The organism is Algibacter sp. L3A6 (assembly GCF_009796825.1).
In the GTDB taxonomy this organism is placed as follows: Bacteria; Bacteroidota; Bacteroidia; order Flavobacteriales; family Flavobacteriaceae; genus Algibacter.
The window spans coordinates 4,430,288-4,453,691 of sequence record NZ_CP047030.1 but is presented as its reverse complement, the minus strand read 5'-3'; the positions used below and the strand labels follow the sequence as shown (position 1 = coordinate 4,453,691).

Here is a 23,404-nt window from a genome sequence, read left to right as displayed (position 1 = left end):
GTAGTTTTCGGTTTTTATTTTAAAATAGAAAAAACCTTAACCGATTAAAGCTAAGGTTTTTTTTAAGGTTTTTATTCTTCAGAAATAACAATGTTATCTATTTGGTATTCTGTATTGGCTCCACCTATTTCTTTATTATATCTAAACCCAATTCTAAAACTATCTAGATCGTCAGGTATAGTTATGGTTGCTTCTTTTGTTATAAAATCATCAGTGTTTTCTAAAGGTACAATATCATCTATTTCGTTAGCTTCGGAAAAATTAATATCATCTCCAGTTACACTGTCTACAATAAATATTTGCAGATTATCAATATTTCTTGAATTTACATTAATATTTAGATTAACTTTTAACGTTCGAGAATTTTGTATCTGTATTTCTTTAGTGATTAGCCAAGCTTGATATTTATCTGAAGGACCTCCTTTTGCTATTTCAGCAAAAATATTATCTCCCGTTTTTTTTGCTTTCCAACGTATAAGAAGTTCTGGATTTGAAATATTGACATTTTCCCATCCATCTAGGTTAATAGCAGAACTAGTATCTGTTATATCTTGAAAATCTTCATATAGCAATACACTATCATCTATGCAGCGCTCTTCTGTAAAGTCGATATCATTAGTATCTCTAATAATAAGTTTGTTTTTTGAAAGTATTGCAGTAATTGTACCTTGTTCTGTAGGGAAGGGTAGCGCTTTAAATGTAGATAAACCGCTATTTTGTAAAATAATGGTTTGGGTATCTTCATCTGTGCAATTGATTAAAGTTTTATCTACATCACTGCTGTTATCTACATTGGCATACGTTGTGTTTAATTGCTCATCAATAATTTGCACATTTTCGATAGATACTAAAATTGTTGGAAGAGGTTCATCTGAATTAGCAGCTTCTAAAATTTTGTTTATCGTTAATATTTTAGGAACAATAGTTTCTTTGGTATTTGTTCTAATAACAAAATCTTGAAAATCATCGCCCGAAATAGGAGTAATGGCACCATCGTTATATACACCAATATGTAGTTCGTTACCAACTTTCTTCATACCTAAGCCGTTAAGTTTAATTAACACTTCGCGACCTATTCCGTGAGTTAAAAAAATGTTATCTAGTTCAACATCTATTACAAGACCACTTGTAGCATCTTCTGTTTTGTCTTGTATATAAATTTGGTTATTTATATTAGAACTAACATCACTAGAAATAATAAAACCAGAAGTGACTAATTCTCCTCCGTTTTGTACCTGATCGAACTCAATTACATTACCTGTAAATAAATCTGTAATAGCAAGTAATTCGGTATTAGCTTCAACATCGGTTGGGTTGTCTTTATCTAAATCTGGTATGCTAATGTCGTCATTGCTAGCACAAGAAAATGTGGTGGCGATAATTAAACTAATTACAATAATGGGGTTTAAAAAGAAGTTTTTCATGTTTTGTTTTTGTTATAGTTTTTAAAATCTGTAATAAATATTTGCAAAATAGGTAGCACCGTAACCTTTCCAGTAACGATTTCCATATAGTGGTTGTTCGCGTTTAGAGTCTTCTAATAAGGCATCATATTTTATTTGTCCTTGAGTTTCATACCCACCTAGTTCGTGTTTTTGACCTAAAATATTATTTACACCTGCTTTAAAGCCAATGTGGTTATTATTAATTTCCCAATATTTTCCACCAAATAAGTTAATAGTTAGGTAGTTGTCTAGTTTTTCTTGCTTTAATAATGCTGTAGCATCTTGAGTGTTAAAGCTTTCGAATACAGCGCCATCTGTATCTAAGAAAAAATCGCGCGATCTAAAGTAAGGGTTTATGTCTACATAGCTACCGGTAAAGTAATTACCCATGGCCTCAAACCACCAGTTATCTTCATCTTTATACTCAAAACCTATAGAATACACATTAGATGGCGTACCAGATACGTGTACATTTTTTAAAGCGGCTTCACCTAGGTTTTCAACATGACCTTCAGAAATAATATATTGTAAATTGGCGTTTTTTGCATATCTAAAATCGCCTATGGCTACAGCACTTTTTAGGCTTAGAGTTTTAAGTAATTTGTAAGCTAAACCAAGTTCTACACCCATATATTTTTTATCTACATCTGTAAGCACTTCTTGTATGGTAGACGATGTGTTTTGGTTGAAACTAGACCCTAAGAAAGTTCTGTTTGATATACCGTCGGAATTTTGATTAAAATAAGCAGTGGCACTCGCCTGAAGTAAAGGGGAACTATATTCGTATTTTATTTCGGCCGAAAGGTTTGTAGTTTGTACAATATCTATAAACTCTTCTAAACCACTAATATCTTCACTAGTTAATGTTCCTGAAGGTAACGTATTGAAATCAATAGTAGAGAAATCTCTTGGGTTATCACTTTCTCTGGCGTTTAAAAATATGTTATTTAGGTTTGGTGCATTTTTACCGTATAAAGCTCTAATGCTAAATTTATTTTCTGAATTTACTTCAACACCAACACCTAATTTTACATTGTAGTCTAAAAATGTATATTCTTCTCCTTCGCCTAATGACATATATGGAGATTTTCCGTTTTGATAATTACCATCTCTAGTATTATTAGAGTATTTAAGGTTTGCACCAATAAAAGCATCAAATTGGTCGTACTTATAATCTGCTTGAAGAAACCCTTTAAAGGCTACTCTATTTAAGTCGTAATTATATCTAAAATCATCATCAGTAGAAACTATTCGATTTGGGTTTAATAAATCGGATTGTATTTCATCTCCAGAACCCTCAATAGTATTAACATCCAAATAACCTTGACCTCCTAAAAGGTTTTTTATTCTTGCGAAATTATTCGTATTATAATTTTCGTAACCCACAGAAGCGTTAATGTTTAAAAGAGAATTTATTTTAAAATCTGCTACAGAGTTAACCGAAAGATTAGAGTGCTTTTCAACATCTTCGTAAAGTGCATAAATAGAAGTGCTTAAATTACTATTAATATTAGTATCAAATAAATCGAACCAATTAATTTGACCATTATTCTGAAATTCTTCTCTTGCTAAAGTAGCACCTTCATAGTCTGGGTTATCGGCATCTGCAAAGAAAAAACTTGGTAGGGCAGAAGCTCTACTTGGGTTTGGATCTTCACCAAAAGAGTCCGAAATATTATTAGTATTATCAATACTAGCACCATTAAAATCTAAACGACTTCTAGCTTTAGTGCCAAAACTATAAGCAACATTAGTTTGAACTTTAGTGTTAGGCCCCAAGTTTAGATAATGATTTAACATTAAAAGGGGGTGCGATATACTTTGAGCACTAGAGTTGTGAATTTCGTCGTTTACTGTTCCCCAGTTACTATTGTACTTATTATCTTTAAGGTTGAAAACTTCGTTGGTGTTTGCAGATCTTCCATTACGGCTGGTTCCATTAAAAATACCAGTAAAGTTAATAGCATTATTAGTATTTATTCTAGATTCTGCGCTAATAAGAAGCGAGTTAGAATCGTATGGTGTGCCATCAAAATAACCTTCGTTAAAAGCAGTTCTTTTTGTAGCAGAAACAGCTAGTGAAAATCCGTTAGCATTTCTTCCAGTGGCATACGTCGCGTTCACGCCATGAGAAAAGCGTCGGTTAGAAGAGAAGTAAGAAACTTTACCTCCTTTTCTTTGTGAAGATGCCCTGGTGTCTATATTTAAATTTCCTAAAGTACCACCTAAACTATATTTAGATGAAGATAAACCAAAGCTTAAATAGTTATTCTGCATAGCTTCCTCTACACCTCCAATACTATTCCATTCGGTATCTCCGTTTAAAGGTGAGTTATTAACCACACCATTAATCATTACTTCGCCGTTTGCTCCCTCTTGTCCTCTTACTTTATAAAAGGCAGAACTAAATTGAGTAGCCGCTGTTTTTAAGAAAATATCGTTTGAGGATTGATAAAAACCAGCATTATTAGTTACTGTATTATTATCTGCGTATAATTGATCTTCTGTAAAAGTATTTATCTGTTGGTTTTGTATATCATAAAGATCATTCCCTAAAGTGATACCATCCACATAGGCAATTTTCCCGCTATTAATAAAAATATCGTACATTTTTGGAGTGTACTCATCTTTAGCAACTTTTATTCTAATAGGTCCTTCAGGAACATTACCATTAAAAACAAAGTAGCCATCCTCATCTGTTGTAGTCGTCATAAAAGATCCTACAATGTTTATTCGAGCATCTTTAATAACCTTTTTGGTTTGTTTGTGAGTTACAGTTCCGGTTAGGGAAGTACCAGATAATATTATTTTTTTGTCTTCAGGATCTTCATCTTCCTCTTCTTCAATATGTAGATTTATGTCTTTAACATTAGCTACTTTGCCTTCAAAAATTTCAATTTCAAACCTTCGAGTTATATAACCAACCTTTCTAATTATAACGGTTATTTTGCCTAGAGGTAAATCTTCTTCAATAAAAAACTCTCCAAGGGCATTTGTTTTTTGAATTATCGGAGTGTTTTCAATTATAACAAAGGCATCAGTTATAGGTTTTTTACTAATATTTTCTATCGTATTTCCTTTTAAGGAGGCTAATTGAGACCATCCAGAGAAACACACACAGAAGAAACAAAGTGTGTAAAAAAATCTTATCATTTAATTTAACTTTTTTAAATTTTTCGAATATACGAGGTTAATTAGGGATTGCGACTAAATTTTTACATTTTTTCTCACAAAAATACTTTTTTTCTTACAAAGAAACAGTAGGGAATACATGACTTTTAAAGGTGTTTGTAAGCCTTGCTATCGTTTTTTTTTGAAAGATTTATTTGTTGCTTTTTGAAATCCCTTTATGGTTTTTATAATTATTTTTTGGTTTGTTTTGGAATGAATTTCACGACATTGTTTTCGAGTTTAATTTCGACTACCTGTGGCGGTTTAATTTCATCTGCAATTATCATTTTAGCTAAAGGTCTTTTTAATTGATTTCTAATCACACCTTTTAACGGTCTAACACCATATACGGGAGAAAACCCATTAAGGGCTAAGTAGGTTCGTGTTTCTTCGTTAATTTCTAGAGTTATACCTAAACGTTCGGCCATGTTTAATAGCTCCTTTTTTAAGTGTAAATTGAAAATAGATACTGCTATTTTTTCTGAAATAGGAGCGAAGGGAACAATTTCTGTAATACGCCCTAAAAATTCTGGTCGGAAATAATTAGCCATAATATCTGTAAGCTGGTTCGATGTAGGTACGTCGCCTTTTTCCATGGTTTTAGATATAAAATCTGAACCAATATTGGAGGTGAACAAAATAACGGCATTAGAGAAATCACCTTCTTTACCCAATCGATCGTGTAACTTTCCTTCATCTAGAATTTGAAGAAAAACATCGAAAACAGATTGGTGTGCTTTTTCAATTTCATCAAAAAGAACAATAGCGTATGGCTTTTGGCGTATTTTGTTAACTAAAACACCACCTTCTTCATAACCTACGTAACCTGGAGGTGCTCCATATAACAAGGCGGCAGAATGCTCTTCTTTAAATTCCGACATATCAAAACGGATGATAGCATTTTCGTCGTTAAATAGAAACTCAGCTAAAGATTTTGCTAATTCTGTTTTTCCTGTTCCTGTTGGTCCAGAGAAAAAGAAAGAACCAATGGGTTGCCCGGGTTTTGATAATCCAGATCTAGATTCTACTATGGCGTCGGAAATGGTTTTAATGGCAACATCTTGACCAATAACACGTTTTCTTAAAGTGTCTTCCATATCCAAAAGGCGTTCTTTTTCTTGCGTTTGAACTTTTCCTGCAGGAATACCTGTAATTATGGATACCATAGCTGCCAAATCACTATCTGTTACTTCAGTGATTTCTTTTTCGGCATGGGTTTTTATTTTTTCTAATAGCGCAATAATACTTGCTTGCTTTTCTTCTATAGTTTTATGGTTTGTTGGATCTTCATCTAAATATTGATCTAAAACAATAGCACTAACTTTATTGGTTAGCGATAGGTAAAACCAGTCTAATTCTTCAAGGCGTTGGTCTTGGGTTTTTTTATCGTTTTCTTTTTGTAAATCTAAAAACTCTGATTTTAAAGATTCTATATCGTTAGGTAACGATTGTTTGGAAACTTTAACGGCAGACATGGTTCGGTCAATTAAATCGATTCCTGAATCGGGAAGGCTTTTTTCCTTCAGGTAACGCTTAGCTAACCTTATAATTTCTCTAATAGAATCATCGGCAATGTTTAATTCGTGATGTTCTGTATAAAGTTTAGCATTATTACTTATCATTCTAAAAGCTAACTCATCGTCTGGTTCTTCAACCTGTAGAGTTTCCATTCGTCTTTCTAAACCTTCATCAACAGCTATTAATTTTCTGTAATTTTCTGAAGTTGTAGCTGTAATTAAGGTTACACCTCCTGTGTTAATTTCAGATTTAATAGCATTGGCAATACTTTTATTTGTGGCTTTATCTTCTAGAAGCGTGTGGAAATCATCGATAAAGATGATAGGCTTTTCGTAATTTCTAGATTCTTTAAAAATGTTTAATAAACGATCTTCAATTTCTCCTTTATAAGAAGCTGCCGATAATAAAATAGATGTGTTTACTTCAAATAAAGTAGCGTCCTTTAAACTGTCTACAATGTTACCGTTATATATAGCTGCTGCAAAACATTCAATTAAAGCAGTTTTTCCAACACCAGATTCTCCTAATATAATAACATGTGGTTTAGATTTTCTATTTAGAATTTCAGAAATTTGCTTTAGTTCTTTATCTCGCCCAATAATAAAGTCATATTTGCCTGTGGCGGCATCGATAAGTTTGTTGGTTGCATATTTATCTAGATTATCATCATTTGAGTTAGAACCTATATTAGCAGTTTTTTTTGAAGTAGCAGTCGCGCTGTCTTTAAACTTATCACTAAGTTGCGTATGGGTAACGGGTAAGGATTTTAATTGATCGAAACTAAAGCCAACTCCAGGTGTTATGGCCGCAACAAAAAGGCTTAACAAATCGGGATAGTTATCATCTAAAGTTGTTTTTACATCTTCTGCTTCTACTAATACTGTTTGTGCATCACTATCGGCTGTTATGTCTTTATGGTTATGCGAGCGTTTTGGGTAGCTTTCCAAATGCACGTTTGCCCATTCTTCAATGAAATAAACATCAATATCATTGTTAAACAACAAGCGCATTAGTGCAAAATCTTTATTTAGAGCCGCCTTAATAAGATGCGCGGTGCCATAATTTTCATGTTGATATTCTTTTGCTATTTGGTGTGCTATGTGTACAACTTTGTCGAAATCTTGCATGCCTTACTAACGTTTATTTTAAGAAAAATTAATTAAAGAATTATTCAAAAGTAATATTTTGAAAAGTGAAAATCACAAAAAATATTGAACTATTAATTTGTAAAAATATAATATTTTTCTTTCTTATTGGTTATTTGGGAGTTAGAGGTTTTTTTTAAAGATATCCGTTTAAAATTCTTTCAAGTTTATTTTTTTTAATAGATTTGTTGCTGGCGTTCATGCCGTTATATATATTTAATCAGGTAATTTTTACCACAAAACAAATTTTTATGGCTTTTAAAACAAAGTTAAAAGTAGGAGGAAATGAGTACAACGTATTAAGTTGTAGTTATGCTCTTAAACAAGAAACAGATGCAACTGGAAGACCTTCTTCTGTAACAAGAGGAGGAGAGATTAAAGTTACAATCGAATCAACAGGCGGAACAGAATTGTTCGAATGGCAATGTAGTAGTTTTGAGCGCAGAGATGGATCTATTGAATTTACAAAAAGAGACACTGATGCTAAATTAAAAGAAGTAAACTTCGAAGAAGGATACTTAACTTTTTACAGAGAAGATTTTGATGCTTCAGGTACTAATCCATTAACTCAAACGTTTACTATTTCTGCTAAGAAACTTTCTAGTGGTGGTGGAATTCATGAGAATGAGTGGCCAGTATAATTAGATTCTTTTTAGTCGTTTTTTTATGACTAAATGAATAATATTACAAAAAGAGGATGTTTGAGTTTTTTCAGACATTCTCTTTTATTCTTAAAATAACTTAGCTATATTAGCGGGGTGAAAGTTAAATTTTTAATATATATATAAACATATTATGGCATCAAATAAAGTTGGACTTGGTGGTAATGTAACGGATGTCGATGCTGGTGAAGCATTAAATGAAATCCCTCAAAACAGAACACTTATAGCGGGTAAGCTTACTCCAAACACTCCTATAAAACCAGAAGCAGTAGAAGGATTAAGAACGGTTGAAGATGTTTTTGAACACTTTTCTCCAGAGCTTAATATTGCATACGAAGATAAAGAAGGTGGTACGATTAACGAAGCTACTAAATTTAATAATCTAGGAGATTTCGGGAAAAGAGGAATTACTGAAGGTAGTGATTTTTTAAAAGGCCTTGAAATTGAAAGCGAGCAATACAAAAAAATAATTAAGCAACTTAAAACGAATAAAGTTCTTAAGCAGGCGTTACAAGATGAAGAATCAAAACAAGCATTAGTTTCTACTTTAGAAATGCTAATTGAGGAGTTAAGTACCGCTAAATAAAGATATAATTAAGATATGGCAAATACAGAAAATAGTCAGCAAAGCTTACAAGAAAAATCTTATTCGCAACAAATTCAAGAAAAATCCAATGCGTTAACTAAATACGGAGGGTTTGATCTTTTAGAATCTGCAATTGATAATGTTCAAAATTTAAACCCTGAGCGTAAAGCAAGGCGTAAAATATTTTTAACAGAAAATAATAAAAAACAAGAACGTAGTGATTTACTTAAAGTATTAAAACTATGGTCGGAAACGCTAAAGTCTGATGGTGATCTTATTGACATTATAGAAAAAACAGACGAAAAAGCAGAGCATTCTAAAGCGGTCTTAAAAAAGAACTTAAAAATAGCGTTAGATGAAACAAGAGAGCTAGAAGCATCTTATCGTTCTGTAGCGTTGTTTTACAAAAATACAGATGAAGCGTCTATTAAGAATGCAACTATTGTAAATGCTGAGATGGATCAATTATCAGATCTTGATAATACAAGATTTTTTGATTATATCCGTGAAGAAATAGTATCTAGTTATGATCGTTTAGACTTAAGAGATAATTACGCTTTACTAGTGTTACCTGGATATTTAGGTAGTAAAGCCGTAGTAGATAAATGGGCTAAAATGGCGCATAGCAATAAAGTAACTATGGTTACCGATTTTGCGCATTTAGATGAGCCGGACGATGTTATGGAGCTTTTTGAAAGTGCAAACTTAGCAAGTGGAGATGCTTATCTATCTAATACCATTATGACATGTAATTGGTTGGTAGGAAGAAATAAAGAAACAGAACTAGGAGAAGAAGAAGATGTTTTTGTTCCACCATCTGGAGCTTTAGCTGGTAGCATGTATAAAACACTGATGTCTCAGGTAACTGCAGGTAAAAAACATGGTGGTTTAAGTGAAGTAGAATCTGTACGCTTTGATTTAAAAAAGAGTGAGATTGCTACATTAGAAAGCTTAGGTTTAGTACCTATGGTTAACGAATATGGTAAGGTTATGGCATTTTCTGCTAAAACATTATTTAATGGCGATAACATCGGTCTGCAAACATACTCTGTAGTTCGTGTGTTTGATTACATATCTAAAGTTTTAATGGACTTTTTAAATCGTCGTGCTTTTGAAAACTTTAATACTAAAACTAGAAACGAAATTTTAAAACAAATTGTTAAGTTTTTAGATGGTGTTACTGGTCCAGATAAGTTAATTGAAAACTTTGATATTAAAAGGTTTGAACAAGACCGAGATCAAAAAGATAAAATACACGTGGATATTCGGTTAAAACCGTATTTCCCTGCAAAAAACTTCTTAATTACTATGGATGGTCAAAAAGGAGATGAAGGTACCGAGTGGGATACTGACTATGCAGAACAATAATATTTAGTTTTTGAAAATATAAGAAGCTGCCTAAAAACCATAAGGTGGCTTTTTTTTGTTCAATATACTTATTTAGCACATTTTTATGATGTTTTAATAATTTACTGTTTTAAATATTGAGATATACGATAATAGCTTTTACGCCCTCTCGTTTAGGCAAAGCTAGTATTAAAATCAAAGCTTATAATGCAACATAAATATTATAAATTACCACTAAATGCCACTGCGTTAATTAATAATGGATCCGTAGAGAAATCTAGTATTGAGGAGTCTGTTGCTAATTATATTCATTTAATAATGACCACGCGTTTTGGTGAGTGTAATTTCGATTTATCTTTTGGATGTGCCGTTTGGGATGTCGATTTTAATAATATATCGTCTGATAATAAGCTTAGAGTTATTGTCTCTGATTCTCTAGTAAAATCATTGAAAAAGCATGAAACTAGACTTTCTAACTTAGAATTTGATGTAAATATAGAACAAGAAGAAATAAATATTAAACGCGAGAAAAGTAGAATTAAAAAATCTGTATATGTAATGGTTAAAGGTGTCGTTAAAAAAACGAATGAACCTTTTAAATATGTAGAGCATTTTTATATAGCCCCTTTATCTTATTGAAATTATGAGTTATACCACTAAGGAGGATATAAAGAACCGGATGATGAAAAAGGCTGCAAGCCTTTGGAATATACCTGCAAATGAAATTGCCGATTCTTTTGATCCTATAATCTCTTTATTACTATCGGCATGTGCATCAGAGCTAGAAAAGCTTTCTGGTGATATTAGTGATTCTCATATTAGAGTTACCGAGCGACTTATTCAGTTAATGACGCCGTTGTCTACATTTGATGTAAAACCTGCGCATACTATTGCTTATTGCGAATCTTTAGAGCCGAAAACAATAATTACTGCGGAGCATCAATTATATTATAAAAAAAAAACGACTTCACAGAGACTGGCTCAAGGGTATAAAGATATCTTTTTTACACCCACACAAAATACAAAGCTTTTAGATGCTAGAGTAAAACACATTGTAACGGGTAATAAACTTTTTACGTTTTCTGATAAAAAATCGAAAGACCTAGCTCAAATGTTGGGAAACGAATTTGATTTAGAAGCGGGCACGCTTTATATTGGTTTAGAAAGTGAGCATAAAAACTTAGATCTTAATGATGTCTCATTTTACTTTGAGTACATGGGCGTGGCTAACAAAGATCTTTTTTATCATCATTTAAGTAATGCCACATGGTATCTTGGTGATCAAAAAATAAATACCATTGATGGTTACTATAATAGTGAAGAATTAGATAGAATTACGCTCGAAAATATTTTAGATGGAAATACAAGCAAAGCAAGTACGCTTTGTGGAGAAATTAATAAATACTATCAAAAGCATTTTGTAACATTAAAACTACCAAATAAAGTAGAAGATTTTCCTGATTATCCAGAATTACAAAACTTTAAAAACCCTAAAAATGATGCTTTTTTAGGAAGCGATTTGTTGTGGTTAAAAGTTGAGTTTTCTAGTATTATATCATCAAAAGCCTTAGAACAGCTGTATTGTTCCATAAATGCATTTCCTGTTTTAAATAGAAAATGGAATAATATTAGTTATAAAATGAAGGATTTTATAGATATAATTCCCATTCTTTCAGAAGACCCTTTTTTCGATGTAAAATCTATTGAAAATGCTAACGGAAAAACTTATAAACTGGAAGCTGAAAATGTTGATGAAGTTTACAAGGGCACTTATTTTCTTAGAAGTGCAAACGTAGGTAAGCTAGATTCTAGAAAAGCAAAAGAATACATTGTTCATTTATTAGAGTTGCTTAGAGATGAAAGTGCTGCTTTTAAGTTTTTTAATCACGAATTTTTACAAAATAATTTAAACACCTTAAATCAAACTATTGCGTTAATAGAGAAAAAAGCGAACGAAGTAGTCGATAGTTCTTTACATACTAATTATGTTTATTTAAATCCTTTTACAAGTAGTGAAAATATTAATGTAACCTATTGGACCACAAATGGAGAGGAAGCAAACCATATAAAGGCAAGAAAAAGTCTTGAAATTTATAAAGGCCCTAATTTAAAAACGAAAAGCAGTTATTTTTTAAGACCTGTTTTTGGCGGTAGTAATAGTTTAACTATGGAGCAGCGTATAGAGGCTTACAGACGCGTTACTTTAACAAAAAATAGAATTGTAACCGAGGAAGATTTAAAAGCGGTATGTTACGAATTGTATGGCAAAAACATAAAGCATATTGAAGTTAAAAAGGGTTTTATGACAGATTTGTCTATAACCAAAGGGATTTTGCAATGCATTGAAATTATCTTAATACCTAGTGAAAACGGGAACTTAAAACCTTACGAGTGGGATTATTTAAATGAAAATTTACTGTCTATTCTAAAAAAACAAGCAGTAAATATTTTTCCTTATAAAATTGTGATTAAAGAATTATAAAATAATTTAACAAATGAGTAAATCTAAGAACGAAAATTTAACAAAATATCTAGATAAAAATGTAGTGTATTTGTTTTTGGTAGTCTTTTTTATTTCAGGGAGTGCTTTGGCGTACAGGTATTACACAGATTTTCCTTGTGATCAAATTAATATTGATATTAAGGCCAACGACTATAGAGTAGGTGAGCTTATAAAATTTACAGACATTACGGAACAAGGTCAGAGTTGGGAGTGGGATTTTGGCGATAGTACCGACGTTTCTGTTACTAGTCAAGCTTTTCATATCTATAAAGAGCCTGGAGAATATAACGTTAGATTATTAGTGAATAATAGCTGCGAAAAAACAGAGACGATTATTATTAAAGAGAAAAAGTTTGTTTTAGATCCTACTAAAATTCCAAATTTAATTATACCAGATAGTATTACCGTAGGGCAAGAGTTAAAAGTTATAGATAACACAAAAAATGCTTACAGTTGGGAGTGGCGTTTTGGTGAAACCGCTAATGCCAATGCTACAACTAGATCTGCAACATATGTTTATGAAGAATCTGGTTTAAAAACCATAACATTAGTTGTTAATGGTGATATACAGCACATCGGTAAAAAAAGAATTCGGGTTTATGAGAAGGAAACACCAACTGCACAAATTGATGCTCCAATAATTGAACCAGAAAGGCCAATAGGTTGGGATATACCGTATGAGCCCGTTTTGGCTGATGATAAAAATGAAGAAGAGCAGTTGGAAAATATTGAAGTACCTTACATTAGCGAACCTGATTTAGAAAAAAGGCTTTACAAAGTGTCGGAAAGTAAAATTACCGAAAAAGAATTTTCGAACTATTTCTGTGGAGACGTTAATAAGCCTATTGTTGTAAACGGAAGGAATACCACATTTTTGGTGTTCTGTCAAAAAATTAGAGGGAAAAGAATTAATATAAAACGATTAACTATTTTTAGAAATGATGGTTCTAATTGTATTAAAAATTTGAATATAGAATATAGCAGAAAAATTCTTTAAATTATGGAATCTAAATATAAGCATAGAGTAAATTGGGCAGATGGAATGAAAATTAATAAAGACCACTTTATTGATTTTGAAGATTCTTTAATGCAACAACTTATGTTGGTAAATAGTAATTTTATTCATCAAAATAACTTCGGTTTACTGCCTAATCCTGGAGATAGCGATTTACCTGTAAAACTTTCCGTTTCTATGGACGGACAAGAAAGTGTAATTGTTGTTGTAAATAAGTGTAATGCCGTTACTTTAGGTGGTTATCAAATAATAATTAATAAAGATATTAATGCATATTTGGAACAATCTGGGCACCTTATTAAAAGCAAATTTGCAATTAATAATGAAGATAGCGTTTGGTATATTGTGCTTTCAGTAAACCCTTATAGTAGAATTCCAATTGGATATGCAAACCCAAACGAGGAACCTGCTAGAAAGCCGTTTGTTGTTGGTAAATATCAAATTTCATTACTTTCAGAGCATCATATCAATAGCAAAGAAGTTGGGTTGAATAGTATAATATTAGGTAAAGTTATTATTGAAGATAACACGTCTACCTTAGTAGAAGATTTTATTCCACCATGTACCTCTATACAAAGTCATCCGGACTTACAGCACACCTTTGTAGAAGTGGGTGCGTTTTTTAATGCTATAGAATTATACTGTACGCAGGTTATTCAAAAAATACACCAAAAAAAGCAAGCAAACGATCTTGCTAAAATGGTTTTAGTACTATCTACAGATGTTTTAGCTTATTTAAGAGGTATAATTTCTACTTATCGTATTAATGATAAATACGCTTCACCTGTAGAGATGGTTATTAAACTTATTAATTTAGCTAGAACCATTAAAGGAAGTTTAGATATATATGCAGGTACAGGAAAAGAGGAGTTGTTAAACTACCTTACCGATTGGTGTGATGTAAATCAAGGAGCGTTTGAAAATGTTTTAAATGAAATGATTAGCTTAGAGTATATCCATACAGATGTTAATGCCTCTATTGAAAAAGCATCGTCGTTTACGGTACTCATGAATGCTTTATTTAAGAAGCTAAACGAATTAGAATACATTGGAAAAAAATCAGATTCTAATATCTTTGTAAAAGAAGATGTTATTGTTGAAGAGCAAGTTAAAAAACGACGCCGTTTTTTCATGGAATAAATCAAACGGAAATATACAAACTCAAATAAATTATCACGAATGAAACCAAAAAATGTTAAGGAGCGTAGATCAAGTTTTATCAAGTTTCTTCTATTATTCATATTAACTACAACAACTATTATGGTTGCTGTTTTCTTTAACTTTAGAGTACCTCAAAAAGAGAATGCATTATTAAAAGAACGCGCAAAAAATATGGAACGCGAAATGCAATTTCAAAAAACCTTTGCTTCAGAAATTGATGGCATTAAATCGATGATAGATTCTCTAGATATTCCTGGGCAAAATGTATCTTTTATCAATAACTTAATAGGTAGTAAATTAGCAGACGTACAAACCACAATACCTCGCGAAGACTCAACATATCGTTATAATATGTATTTAGGAGTTATTGAAACTTTAGTGGATTTGCAGAAAGCAAAAAAAGAATTGCATGGTTTGGCTGATGCTAAAAGTAAAATTGAAGAGTATAAGGTGGCTTTAGAAAGTACAAGAAACGAACTAGAGCAAACTAAAAGAGATCGCGATATTGCAAGGCTTTCGCAAAAGTAAATAGGCCTAAATACTTACATTAAAAATGTTGGAGTTGGAGATTTAAAAACTTCAAATTAATTATTAATGTAAATAATGTATTTTTGTAAGTATTTTAGTCAAAGAGAATAAAATTTATTTAAAATAAAAAAGATTAAACAAATGATTAAATTTTTTGGTAAACTATTATTCACATTGGTAGTATTATTCACTATTATAAATTGCAAAGGACCCAAAGCTACTGTTGCTAATTCTAATGATGATATTGTGGTATCTTATGATTCCTTAATAGTAAAAACACCTTACTTACCTGTACAATTAGAGTACGCCAAATTATTGAATACCAAACCAGATTCTCTTCAAAACATTAAAATGTATACGTTTGTTGATAAATGGATGAATACACCATATTTACTAGGAGGAGAGACTAAAGAAGGTATAGATTGCTCGTCGTTTACACAACTATTATTTATTGAAGTTTATGATAAGTATATAGAGCGTACTGCGCAAAAGCAATTCGATTCGGAGCATATTGTTAAATTTAGAGGAAAAGAATTTTTAGAGGAAGGCGATTTTCTGTTTTTTAATAGTCCAAACGAACAACAACTTATTACCCATGTAGGAATTTACTTGAAAAACAATAAATTTATTAATGCAACCTCATACAGAGGACCGAGTGGTGCTAGCGGTGTTAAAATTTGCGATATCACTAATCCATTTTGGGAAAAACGATTTGTTGCAGGAGGTAAAAGAACCGATTTAGAATAATTTTCGTACATAGTTATAAGACGCGTAAGAATGACCAACCAACTCGATGCTGTTTATGAAGAGCTTTTAGAAGTCTATCACGACTTAAAGGCCGAAATTGTGGTGTCTGAAGTTGAAGAAAAAACGTCCATTCCAGAAGATAGTATTATAACATTAAATCAAAGTACTTTTAATAGGTCTTATAGAAGAGATATTGCAGAAGTTAAATTAGTACAATATCAAAAAAATAAAGACGCATTACAATTAGATTTATCTCGAAACGGTATTTACGATTTACTGCCAGAGGGTGTTTTTCATAAAATTGATACCAAAAGGAGCTCGACGTCTTTTGCATCGATAAGAAAACAGCAAAAAAAAGAAGAGCATGATGCTAGGCTTTTATTGGCTCCTATAGAAAACGAGTTATTTAGACAGCGCGTAGATATAGAAAAAAAAGAGAAATCTATAATTAAAAAGTTTTCTAATTTAGAAGATAGGTTTTTAATAGATTTTTGGAAAATAGATAATTCCATACCAAAAAAATACGCTATTAAACTAGTGAGGTTATTGCCTTATGCACATCAAATTTCGGGAAATCTAGAATTGGTTTTTTTAAGTCTAAAAAAAATATTAGGCGTAGATGTTAACTACAAGAAAACATTTGAATCTAAAAAAGTAAATATCGGTGGAGAATCAGAAGGACGGCTAGGGCAAGACTTTGTATTAGATCAGGAAACCTTAATAATACAACAACCAGTATTAAATGTAGAAATACAACTTAAAAAAAAGAGCGATGTGGCTCACTTTTTAGGTAAAAAAGGAATATTAAATTTTGTAGATATATTTTATAAGTTTTTTATACCAATAGAATATATGGTTAAAACAGAAGTTGAATTAAAACAAGAAAAAGAATTTATCTTAGATAAAGAAGTAGGTGCGTATTTAGGTATGTCTACTAGAATTTAATAATTATAAATGCTATGATGTCAAGTTTACTAAATGGAAATGTTTTAAAATTAAGTATAATTCTATTTATAGTGAGTTCTATACTTATGGTTTTAGTAAAAAAGGTACGTAAAGTATTCACTAAAAATAAAGTACAAGCCATTGTTTATGTTTTAGTGTTAGCCTTATTATTTGGGTTAACCGGGCTGCTTGGATATTATAAGATTTTAGATAACTCGCCTACTAACAGTTTTATTGCTATAGAAATTATAATATTTTTATTAGGTGTAGGTCACATTTTTGTGTTGCGTAGTTTCTTTAGTGAATTGTCGGAAAATAAAAATGAATTTTTCGGTGAGTTTATTATAACCTTAGCGTTTTTAGGCATCGCTTTATTGGCCTTTACGCAAGTAATTAGTAGGTTTAGAGAACCTTTTGTTTTAACATATCTTGCAGTTGGTTTTGCTTTTATTATACCATTACTCGTATTAAAAACATACGAATTTGCATTATCAATACCTGTTCCTGTTTATAAAAAATGGTTTTATCCTTTAAATGAAAATATTAAAGATCCAACGAGTAACGAATTAAGCAACCCTATCGTTATTAGTTTTGAGTTTAAAAAGAAGTTTGGCGATAAGGATATGAGCCGTTTTAAAGTAAAGGCACCAGAACATATGGAGTTTGGTAAACTTTTTTACTTTTTTGTAGATGATTATAATGCGTTACACCCAGAACGTAAAATTGAAGTTTTAGGTGAAAATAACGAATTAGCAGGCTGGATTTTTTACTTCAAACCACATTGGTGGAGTGCTCTTCGACATATCGATGCCAACAAAACCATAGAGTGGAATGGAATACGAGAAGAAAATAATATTATTGTTCAACGTTTAAAGGTTTAAGCAATCTTAAAAATTAAAAATAGAATTTATGTCATTTTTATCAAAATTGGTCATCGGAAGCGATGAAATGAACGTGCTAGATTGCACATTCGAATTTTCTCAAGGTGCAGATTATAACGGAAGACCTGCGGAAAAAACAAGAGGCGGACAAATTAAACTACTAATAGAATCGACTTCTAAAACAGATTTTTTAGATTGGGCTATTTCTCCCGATATGGTTAAAAACGGCGTAATTACTTTTTATAAAAGAGAAAATATGGCCAGTTTAAAAAAAGTAGAATTTAAAAATGCCTATTGTTTACATTATAAAGAGCATTTTAATGCTATAGACGACCATGCCATGCAAACCCAAATAGTAATTTCGGCAAAGGAGATTACCATAAAAGATACAACGTTTAAAAATAACTGGCCTACTTTAGGATAATAGTATGTTATGGGTAAGCAAGAAAAAAAGAAACCTTATTTAGTAAGAAAACGTGAACTAAGAGAAGAGTATAATGTTTACGTAAGTGCTTATGGCGGTTATGCTGATGACGAAAGAGAAAGACCAGCTGTTGAAATTTTTGAGAATGTTGCCGCTACCGTTAGTTTGAAACCTTCTTATTTATTTAATATAGCAGTAGGAGAAGGATTCGGTAAGTTTTATTTAGATGTAGAAGGGTTTTATAAAGATAATAAGATTCAAACGAATAGGCGTGTTTATGGTTTTTTGCAATTAGGTATAGATTTTTTTGGGTCAAAAAAAGAATATCCTAGGTTTGAAAAATATCTTCCAAAAGATTATAATGTAGATGACGAATATAAAATTAGTGAATCTTTTAGGGACGAAGCACATGGAGAAGAATATGTGCCAAGTGCTACATTTAAAGATTTACAAAGTGGAATAGAAGCAATTGCTGCTGTATTAAAGCATAGAGAAGAAATGTTCATTAGAGCTTATAAGGAATTTGGATATGGAAACCCAAGTGAAGATGAGTCTGCCTATTGGACATACTATTTTTACCAAAACGAAACAGAAGCTAGAATGCGTTTGGGAAACAATGGAGGTTTTAATATTTTTTATAGTGATGAGACGTCTAGAGAAACAATTCATATAAAAGCTCTTGAAAGAGTAGCTTCTTGGCGATACTTGTTGTATTATAATATTTTTTCAAGCTAATTCTATGAAGTATCTTTTAATCATAATTGTTGTTTTAAGTAGTTTTTCCTGTAAAAAAGAAATGAAGCAAAGCCATATAAAACCAAAAGTTGTAATAGATACAACGTATTGTGGTTACTCAAAAAAATCAATAATTACAAAAGACAGTATTGATTTATACAATAAATTATACAATTACACTATAGAAGTCTATAATTTGCTAGACGATAAAATAATTCATAATTCTGATAAAAAAGTAGAAATATGCTATAAAAAGGAAGCTAAAATTATTTTTTTACACAAACAAGATACCGTATTTAATGTTAAAATAAATTCATCTTTATTACACGAAAGATATAAGGAGTTATATCAATCGTATTTAAAAGGGCAAAGTGAAAAAGATTCAAAATATAATATTCCTGAACCTATCAATAGTTTAAAGCTAGATTCTGTTGTATTACTAGGCGCACGCTCAAAGTATTTATATTTTAGTACTTTTAATACGGATTATAAGTCGAATCAAAATTATCAAATGAATATTTGGGTTAAGTATTTAGAAGTGGAAGGATCAGATATAATGGTAGAACAATTAGAGGTAATTAAATGAATTCTTTAATATAAATAAAAACTAAAACAGAATTTAAAAAGATGAAAATTATAATTTGGACATATAATAATATTTTTTCAGCATGAAAAGCATATTTGCTATTGTTATCATACTTTTTACCAGTTTAAATTTCTGTGGAACAAAAGATGGTGAAACATCTTCTAGGACAAACCTTAATGAAGATGTTCTTATTTTAAGAAAACTTCACGACGATTATATACAAAAGAGATCACAACACAATGATGGTGGTAATGCACTATTTATTTTTGAAGAAAAGTTAAAAGAAATTCTAGAAAATTCACACTACATCAATAACGACTTATATAAAGCACTAAGTGAAAATGATTTCTTTTTAGTTAAATCTGAAGATGATAAGCTGATTTTTATTTATTGGGAAATCATTGACTATGGCTGTCATCATTCATACAAATCTTTATATAGATATAGTGATGAAGATAGTTTGTTTGTAGATTACTTTGCTGGTAAAGCAAATATTGAGTTCTCAGAAGATAATGGCGCACACCCATATAAAGTGCATAAACTAAACGATAGTACATATTTAACATTTAACACACAATTGGTTTGTTCATCTAGTAGGCTTTTGTCATCTAAAGTTATTTGTTTTAATAATGAATCTAAAGGTATTTGCTTAGATTGTTTTGAAAATTCCGATGGTTTATACACAAGTGTAGGAAGGCGAGATACATTAAATTTAAAATTTGATACGGTAACTAAAGAACTATTTTACCCAGAACTTACGCCATTAATTCACGAAGGAGAAGATACTGGGATTCTGAAAACGACAGGTAAATACAAGAAATTAGTTTATCGTGAAGGTAAATTTATAAAAAATTAAAAAAATATAACTATGGCATTACAATCCGTTACAGAAATTTTTATTGGAAGTACCGCTATCACCTCATTTAAGCGTTTTGTTTTAGATCAAGGTATTAATGCGCACCATTTTTTAAATTTGGAATGCAGAACCGATGTGCTAGAAAATTTAGAAGGAGAGATTTCTAATAGTACAAAAAACTATTTGGGAGAAACGCTAACACTACAAGTAAGTTCTCTAAGTGATTTTTCTGGTTATAAAACGTTAGAATTTAAAGGTGTTGTTACCTCTGTAGCCAATAAGCGCGGTTATAATAACGAAAATATTGTAACGATTAAAGCAGAAAGCCCAACGGTTTTATGTGATGATGGTCCGCATTATAATTCCTTTTTAGACAAAAGTTTATCACACATTATAGCACTTACTTTACAAGGGTATGATACCTCAAAACTTAGCGCTATAATGAATCCGCAAAACAGTGCGCCTTTGCATTATAGTGTACAACATAAGGAAAGTAATTGGCGTTATGCAAGCCGTTTAGCTATGCAATACAGTGAGTGGTTGTACTATGATGGTAAAAAACTTATTTTCGGACAGCCAGAAGATGGAGAAGATGTTGTTTTAACATACGGGCACGATTTACATGGGTTCTCATTAGATTTAGTGCCACTTCCTAACAATTTTAATTACTTCACCAACGATTACCTTACCGATGAAAAGCATGAGAAAAAAACATCGGAAGTAAGCACAGGCTCTACCGGATATAGTAGTTTTACAAGCGAACGCGGTAACGCACTTTATGCTAAAGAAACCAATGTTTGGGTAAACGGGTTTAACGATCCAGGACTTAAACAACGGATGGATACCCATGTAGAACAACAGAAAAAAGCTGTAGAAACCCAACAAGTAAGAATGACGGGGGATAGTGATAACCCTGGAGTAGGCATTGGGAAAATAATAGATATACAAGGTGAAAATGCAAGTCATGGTAGGTACCGTGTTATAAAAGTACGCCATAGTAATAACGAAAACGGACAATACCATAATACATTCGAGGCCCTAAGTGCAGATATGGATGTATTTCCAGATACAAACTTTGAAGCTATACCAAAAAGTGACACGCAAACAGCGGTTGTTATGGAAAACTCAGATCCAGATGGTTTAGCACGTGTAAAAGTACAGTTTCCTTGGCAGAGATCTACAGGAGAAACAACGCCATGGATTCGTGTGGTAACACCGCATGGAGGTGGTGATAAAGGCTTTCATTTTATACCAGAAGTAGGTGAGGAGGTTTTAGTTGGTTTTGAAGGCGCTAATGCAGAACGCCCTTATATGCTTGGAAGTTTGTATAATGGTAATGCGAGCGCGTTAGATTTTCAAAGTGAAAGTAATGATTTTAAGGCTATTAGAACACGTAGTGGGCATACTATTAAGTTAGATGATACTGACGGAAAAGAAATGATAACCATTTCTGATAAAAACACAAATATTATTCATTTTGATACGGTTGAAAAAACATTAACTATTTCGAGTGAAGAAAAATTATTTTTACGTTCTAAATTTATTGCCATGTATGGCGATAATATTGAATTACACGGTAAATCTACCAAGATAATTTCAGATAATGAATCGGTAATTCAAACAGGCGCTTCTAACATAGGTGTGTTACCAGAGGGCATTGTAATAGATTCTAAAAAGGTAGATGTTAACGGTAAAGAAGAAGCTAATATTGTTGGTGGTAAAATCAATACTAATTCATCAGGCGAAACTTTAATTTCAGGAGCCATAGTTAAACTTAATTCATAACAATATATTATGAGTAACGCATCTATAGCGCAAGAACTTGCTAAAATTAGAAATAAATGGGAATCGATAAATACCTACAAATGGGATATGGCCATATGGGTATGCGATTATCACGATATTGAGATTTTAGATAAATTTATGGACATTGAAGCTTCGCCTATAGGAGTTTTTGAAGATATATTTTTTAGATTCCAATCTGTTTATTCTGATGATTTTTTTGAACAACACCTTTGGGAAGAATTTTTATCGTGGTTTAATACTAGCGACGACAAAAAATATGATTTGATATATGCTTATAAAAAAGATGGCTATTTACCAGAATCTTATGATGTAAACAGAGCATTACCGCCTACTTTTAAAAGTGTGGTTGGAGAATTAAAGCGATTAAAAGATCTACTTCCGTTTAAAGAAGAAAACTTTATACTTTATTTTGCGCCAGGAATGCATGGCGCAGGTTTTGAGGCATGGTTGTCAAATCAATTATCAGGATCCTTACCAAACGATTTTAGATTGGCAGCTATAGATGTTGATGTAAAACGAAACCTATCAAAATTACAAAAGCATAAAACGGCCAGAGTTGTAGAATTAAGAGCGAACCTAGATATGGCAAATGCCATGCGTAATGAAATGGATAAGGATAGTGATAGTGTAAAACCACATTCACCAAGCACAAAATTTCAGAAGCAAGTGCGTAAAGTGATGGATGCCACTATTGATGATGATATCAACATTAAAAAAGAAGCAAAAGTACTCATAGAACTCGGCTATCAATTAAAAAAACTTACCACTAAAGCAACATCACATTTAATTTGTGCTATAGCTTTTTTTAATATAAAAAATAAAGAGTTGGCTTTCGAGAATGCAAATAAAGCGATTGATTTGGCAGAGCCAGAAATTGAAAAGTCAGATGAGGCTTACCCTATATGGAGGTCGGCATTAATGATAAAAGCATCATTATATTTAGTTGATAAAAAAACACGACCAGAAGCTATTTCTTGCTATGAAAAATTAGTTTCTGAAACAGCTAAACACGGTGATGTTTTTTACACCATGGAAGGTTATAGAATGTTGGCTCTAGTTAATTTTCAATCTAAAAATATGGAAGCCGCTTGGGAGCATGTTATATTTTCATTGCAAGCGGGCACTAATTTACCGTTAGAAGTAAAAAGGGCATCAACATATTTGTTTTCAGCATCTTTAGCAAAACAAATTTGCGATAGCAGTTACAAATATAGAAGCATGGATACCATGTTAAACAAACAATTTGAAACTGAAATAGGTACAGATTGGGATACGTTATTGCAAGGTACAGAATACCTCAATTTGAAATATGTAAACAGAAGAAAACCACTAAAAGTATAAGT

General features: G+C 31.6%; 20 protein-coding genes. 17 read left to right on the top strand and 3 right to left on the bottom strand.

What is annotated here, in order from left to right:
- Positions 1–71: 71 nt before the first annotated feature.
- The 3 genes from GQR98_RS18270 to GQR98_RS18260 form a co-directional block, all read right to left on the bottom strand.
- Positions 72–1,424, bottom strand: coding sequence for a DUF5689 domain-containing protein (locus GQR98_RS18270; RefSeq protein WP_159020859.1), 1,353 nt, complete (start codon positions 1,422–1,424; stop codon positions 72–74).
- Between the two features lie 21 nt (positions 1,425–1,445).
- Complete coding sequence (locus tag GQR98_RS18265) at positions 1,446–4,598, bottom strand: carboxypeptidase regulatory-like domain-containing protein (protein ID WP_159020857.1); 3,153 nt, start codon at positions 4,596–4,598, stop codon at positions 1,446–1,448.
- A 209-nt stretch (positions 4,599–4,807) separates the two neighbouring features.
- Positions 4,808–7,261, bottom strand: a complete 2,454-nt coding sequence (locus tag GQR98_RS18260; RefSeq protein WP_159020855.1) for an AAA family ATPase — start codon at positions 7,259–7,261, stop codon at positions 4,808–4,810.
- Between the two features lie 269 nt (positions 7,262–7,530).
- Here GQR98_RS18260 and tssD (GQR98_RS18255) point away from each other — a divergent pair, with 269 nt between their 5' ends.
- The 17 genes from tssD (GQR98_RS18255) to GQR98_RS18175 all read left to right on the top strand — a co-directional run bounded on the left by tssD (GQR98_RS18255) (position 7,531) and on the right by GQR98_RS18175 (position 23,402).
- Positions 7,531–7,920 (top strand): type VI secretion system tube protein TssD, encoded by a 390-nt coding sequence (tssD, locus tag GQR98_RS18255; RefSeq protein ID WP_159020853.1) that lies wholly within the window; start codon positions 7,531–7,533, stop codon positions 7,918–7,920.
- Between the two features lie 154 nt (positions 7,921–8,074).
- Positions 8,075–8,527: a hypothetical protein gene (locus tag GQR98_RS18250; protein ID WP_042498859.1), complete on the top strand. Its 453-nt coding sequence runs from the start codon at positions 8,075–8,077 to the stop codon at positions 8,525–8,527.
- 15 nt (positions 8,528–8,542) lie between these two features.
- The gene (locus GQR98_RS18245; protein WP_042506825.1) at positions 8,543–9,895 is read left to right on the top strand and encodes a DUF5458 family protein; all 1,353 of its coding nucleotides are present in this window, start codon (positions 8,543–8,545) and stop codon (positions 9,893–9,895) included.
- Positions 9,896–10,081: 186 nt separating this feature from the next.
- Complete coding sequence (locus GQR98_RS18240; RefSeq protein WP_042506827.1) at positions 10,082–10,513, top strand: GPW/gp25 family protein; 432 nt, start codon at positions 10,082–10,084, stop codon at positions 10,511–10,513.
- Between the two features lie 4 nt (positions 10,514–10,517).
- The gene (locus GQR98_RS18235; protein ID WP_159020851.1) at positions 10,518–12,356 is read left to right on the top strand and encodes a type VI secretion system baseplate subunit TssF; all 1,839 of its coding nucleotides are present in this window, start codon (positions 10,518–10,520) and stop codon (positions 12,354–12,356) included.
- Positions 12,357–12,369: 13 nt separating this feature from the next.
- Positions 12,370–13,374 (top strand): PKD domain-containing protein, encoded by a 1,005-nt coding sequence (locus GQR98_RS18230; RefSeq protein ID WP_133966495.1) that lies wholly within the window; start codon positions 12,370–12,372, stop codon positions 13,372–13,374.
- 3 nt (positions 13,375–13,377) lie between these two features.
- Positions 13,378–14,532 carry a hypothetical protein gene (locus tag GQR98_RS18225; protein ID WP_133966493.1) on the top strand — a complete coding sequence of 385 codons (1,155 nt, stop codon included), beginning with the start codon at positions 13,378–13,380 and terminating at the stop codon, positions 14,530–14,532.
- Positions 14,533–14,571: 39 nt separating this feature from the next.
- Positions 14,572–15,081 carry a type VI secretion system TssO gene (tssO, locus tag GQR98_RS18220; protein ID WP_159020849.1) on the top strand — a complete coding sequence of 170 codons (510 nt, stop codon included), beginning with the start codon at positions 14,572–14,574 and terminating at the stop codon, positions 15,079–15,081.
- Positions 15,082–15,222: 141 nt separating this feature from the next.
- Positions 15,223–15,828 (top strand): C40 family peptidase, encoded by a 606-nt coding sequence (locus tag GQR98_RS18215; protein ID WP_159020848.1) that lies wholly within the window; start codon positions 15,223–15,225, stop codon positions 15,826–15,828.
- A 30-nt stretch (positions 15,829–15,858) separates the two neighbouring features.
- A complete protein-coding gene (locus GQR98_RS18210) occupies positions 15,859–16,773 on the top strand; it encodes a hypothetical protein (protein WP_159020846.1) in 915 nt (304 codons plus the stop codon).
- Between the two features lie 14 nt (positions 16,774–16,787).
- On the top strand, positions 16,788–17,654 hold the full coding sequence (locus GQR98_RS18205) for a TssN family type VI secretion system protein (RefSeq protein WP_159020844.1): 867 nt from the start codon (positions 16,788–16,790) through the stop codon (positions 17,652–17,654).
- A 28-nt stretch (positions 17,655–17,682) separates the two neighbouring features.
- The gene (gene tssD, locus GQR98_RS18200) at positions 17,683–18,078 is read left to right on the top strand and encodes a type VI secretion system tube protein TssD (RefSeq protein WP_159020842.1); all 396 of its coding nucleotides are present in this window, start codon (positions 17,683–17,685) and stop codon (positions 18,076–18,078) included.
- A 9-nt stretch (positions 18,079–18,087) separates the two neighbouring features.
- Positions 18,088–18,813 carry a hypothetical protein gene (locus GQR98_RS18195; protein ID WP_042501690.1) on the top strand — a complete coding sequence of 242 codons (726 nt, stop codon included), beginning with the start codon at positions 18,088–18,090 and terminating at the stop codon, positions 18,811–18,813.
- 61 nt (positions 18,814–18,874) lie between these two features.
- Positions 18,875–19,399, top strand: coding sequence for a hypothetical protein (locus GQR98_RS18190; protein ID WP_159020840.1), 525 nt, complete (start codon positions 18,875–18,877; stop codon positions 19,397–19,399).
- Positions 19,400–19,481: 82 nt separating this feature from the next.
- A complete protein-coding gene (locus tag GQR98_RS18185) occupies positions 19,482–20,255 on the top strand; it encodes a hypothetical protein (RefSeq protein WP_159020839.1) in 774 nt (257 codons plus the stop codon).
- Positions 20,256–20,267: 12 nt separating this feature from the next.
- Complete coding sequence (locus GQR98_RS18180; protein WP_159020837.1) at positions 20,268–22,040, top strand: type VI secretion system Vgr family protein; 1,773 nt, start codon at positions 20,268–20,270, stop codon at positions 22,038–22,040.
- A gap of 9 nt (positions 22,041–22,049) precedes the next feature.
- Positions 22,050–23,402: a hypothetical protein gene (locus GQR98_RS18175; protein WP_159020835.1), complete on the top strand. Its 1,353-nt coding sequence runs from the start codon at positions 22,050–22,052 to the stop codon at positions 23,400–23,402.
- The last annotated feature ends 2 nt before the right edge of the window (positions 23,403–23,404 follow it).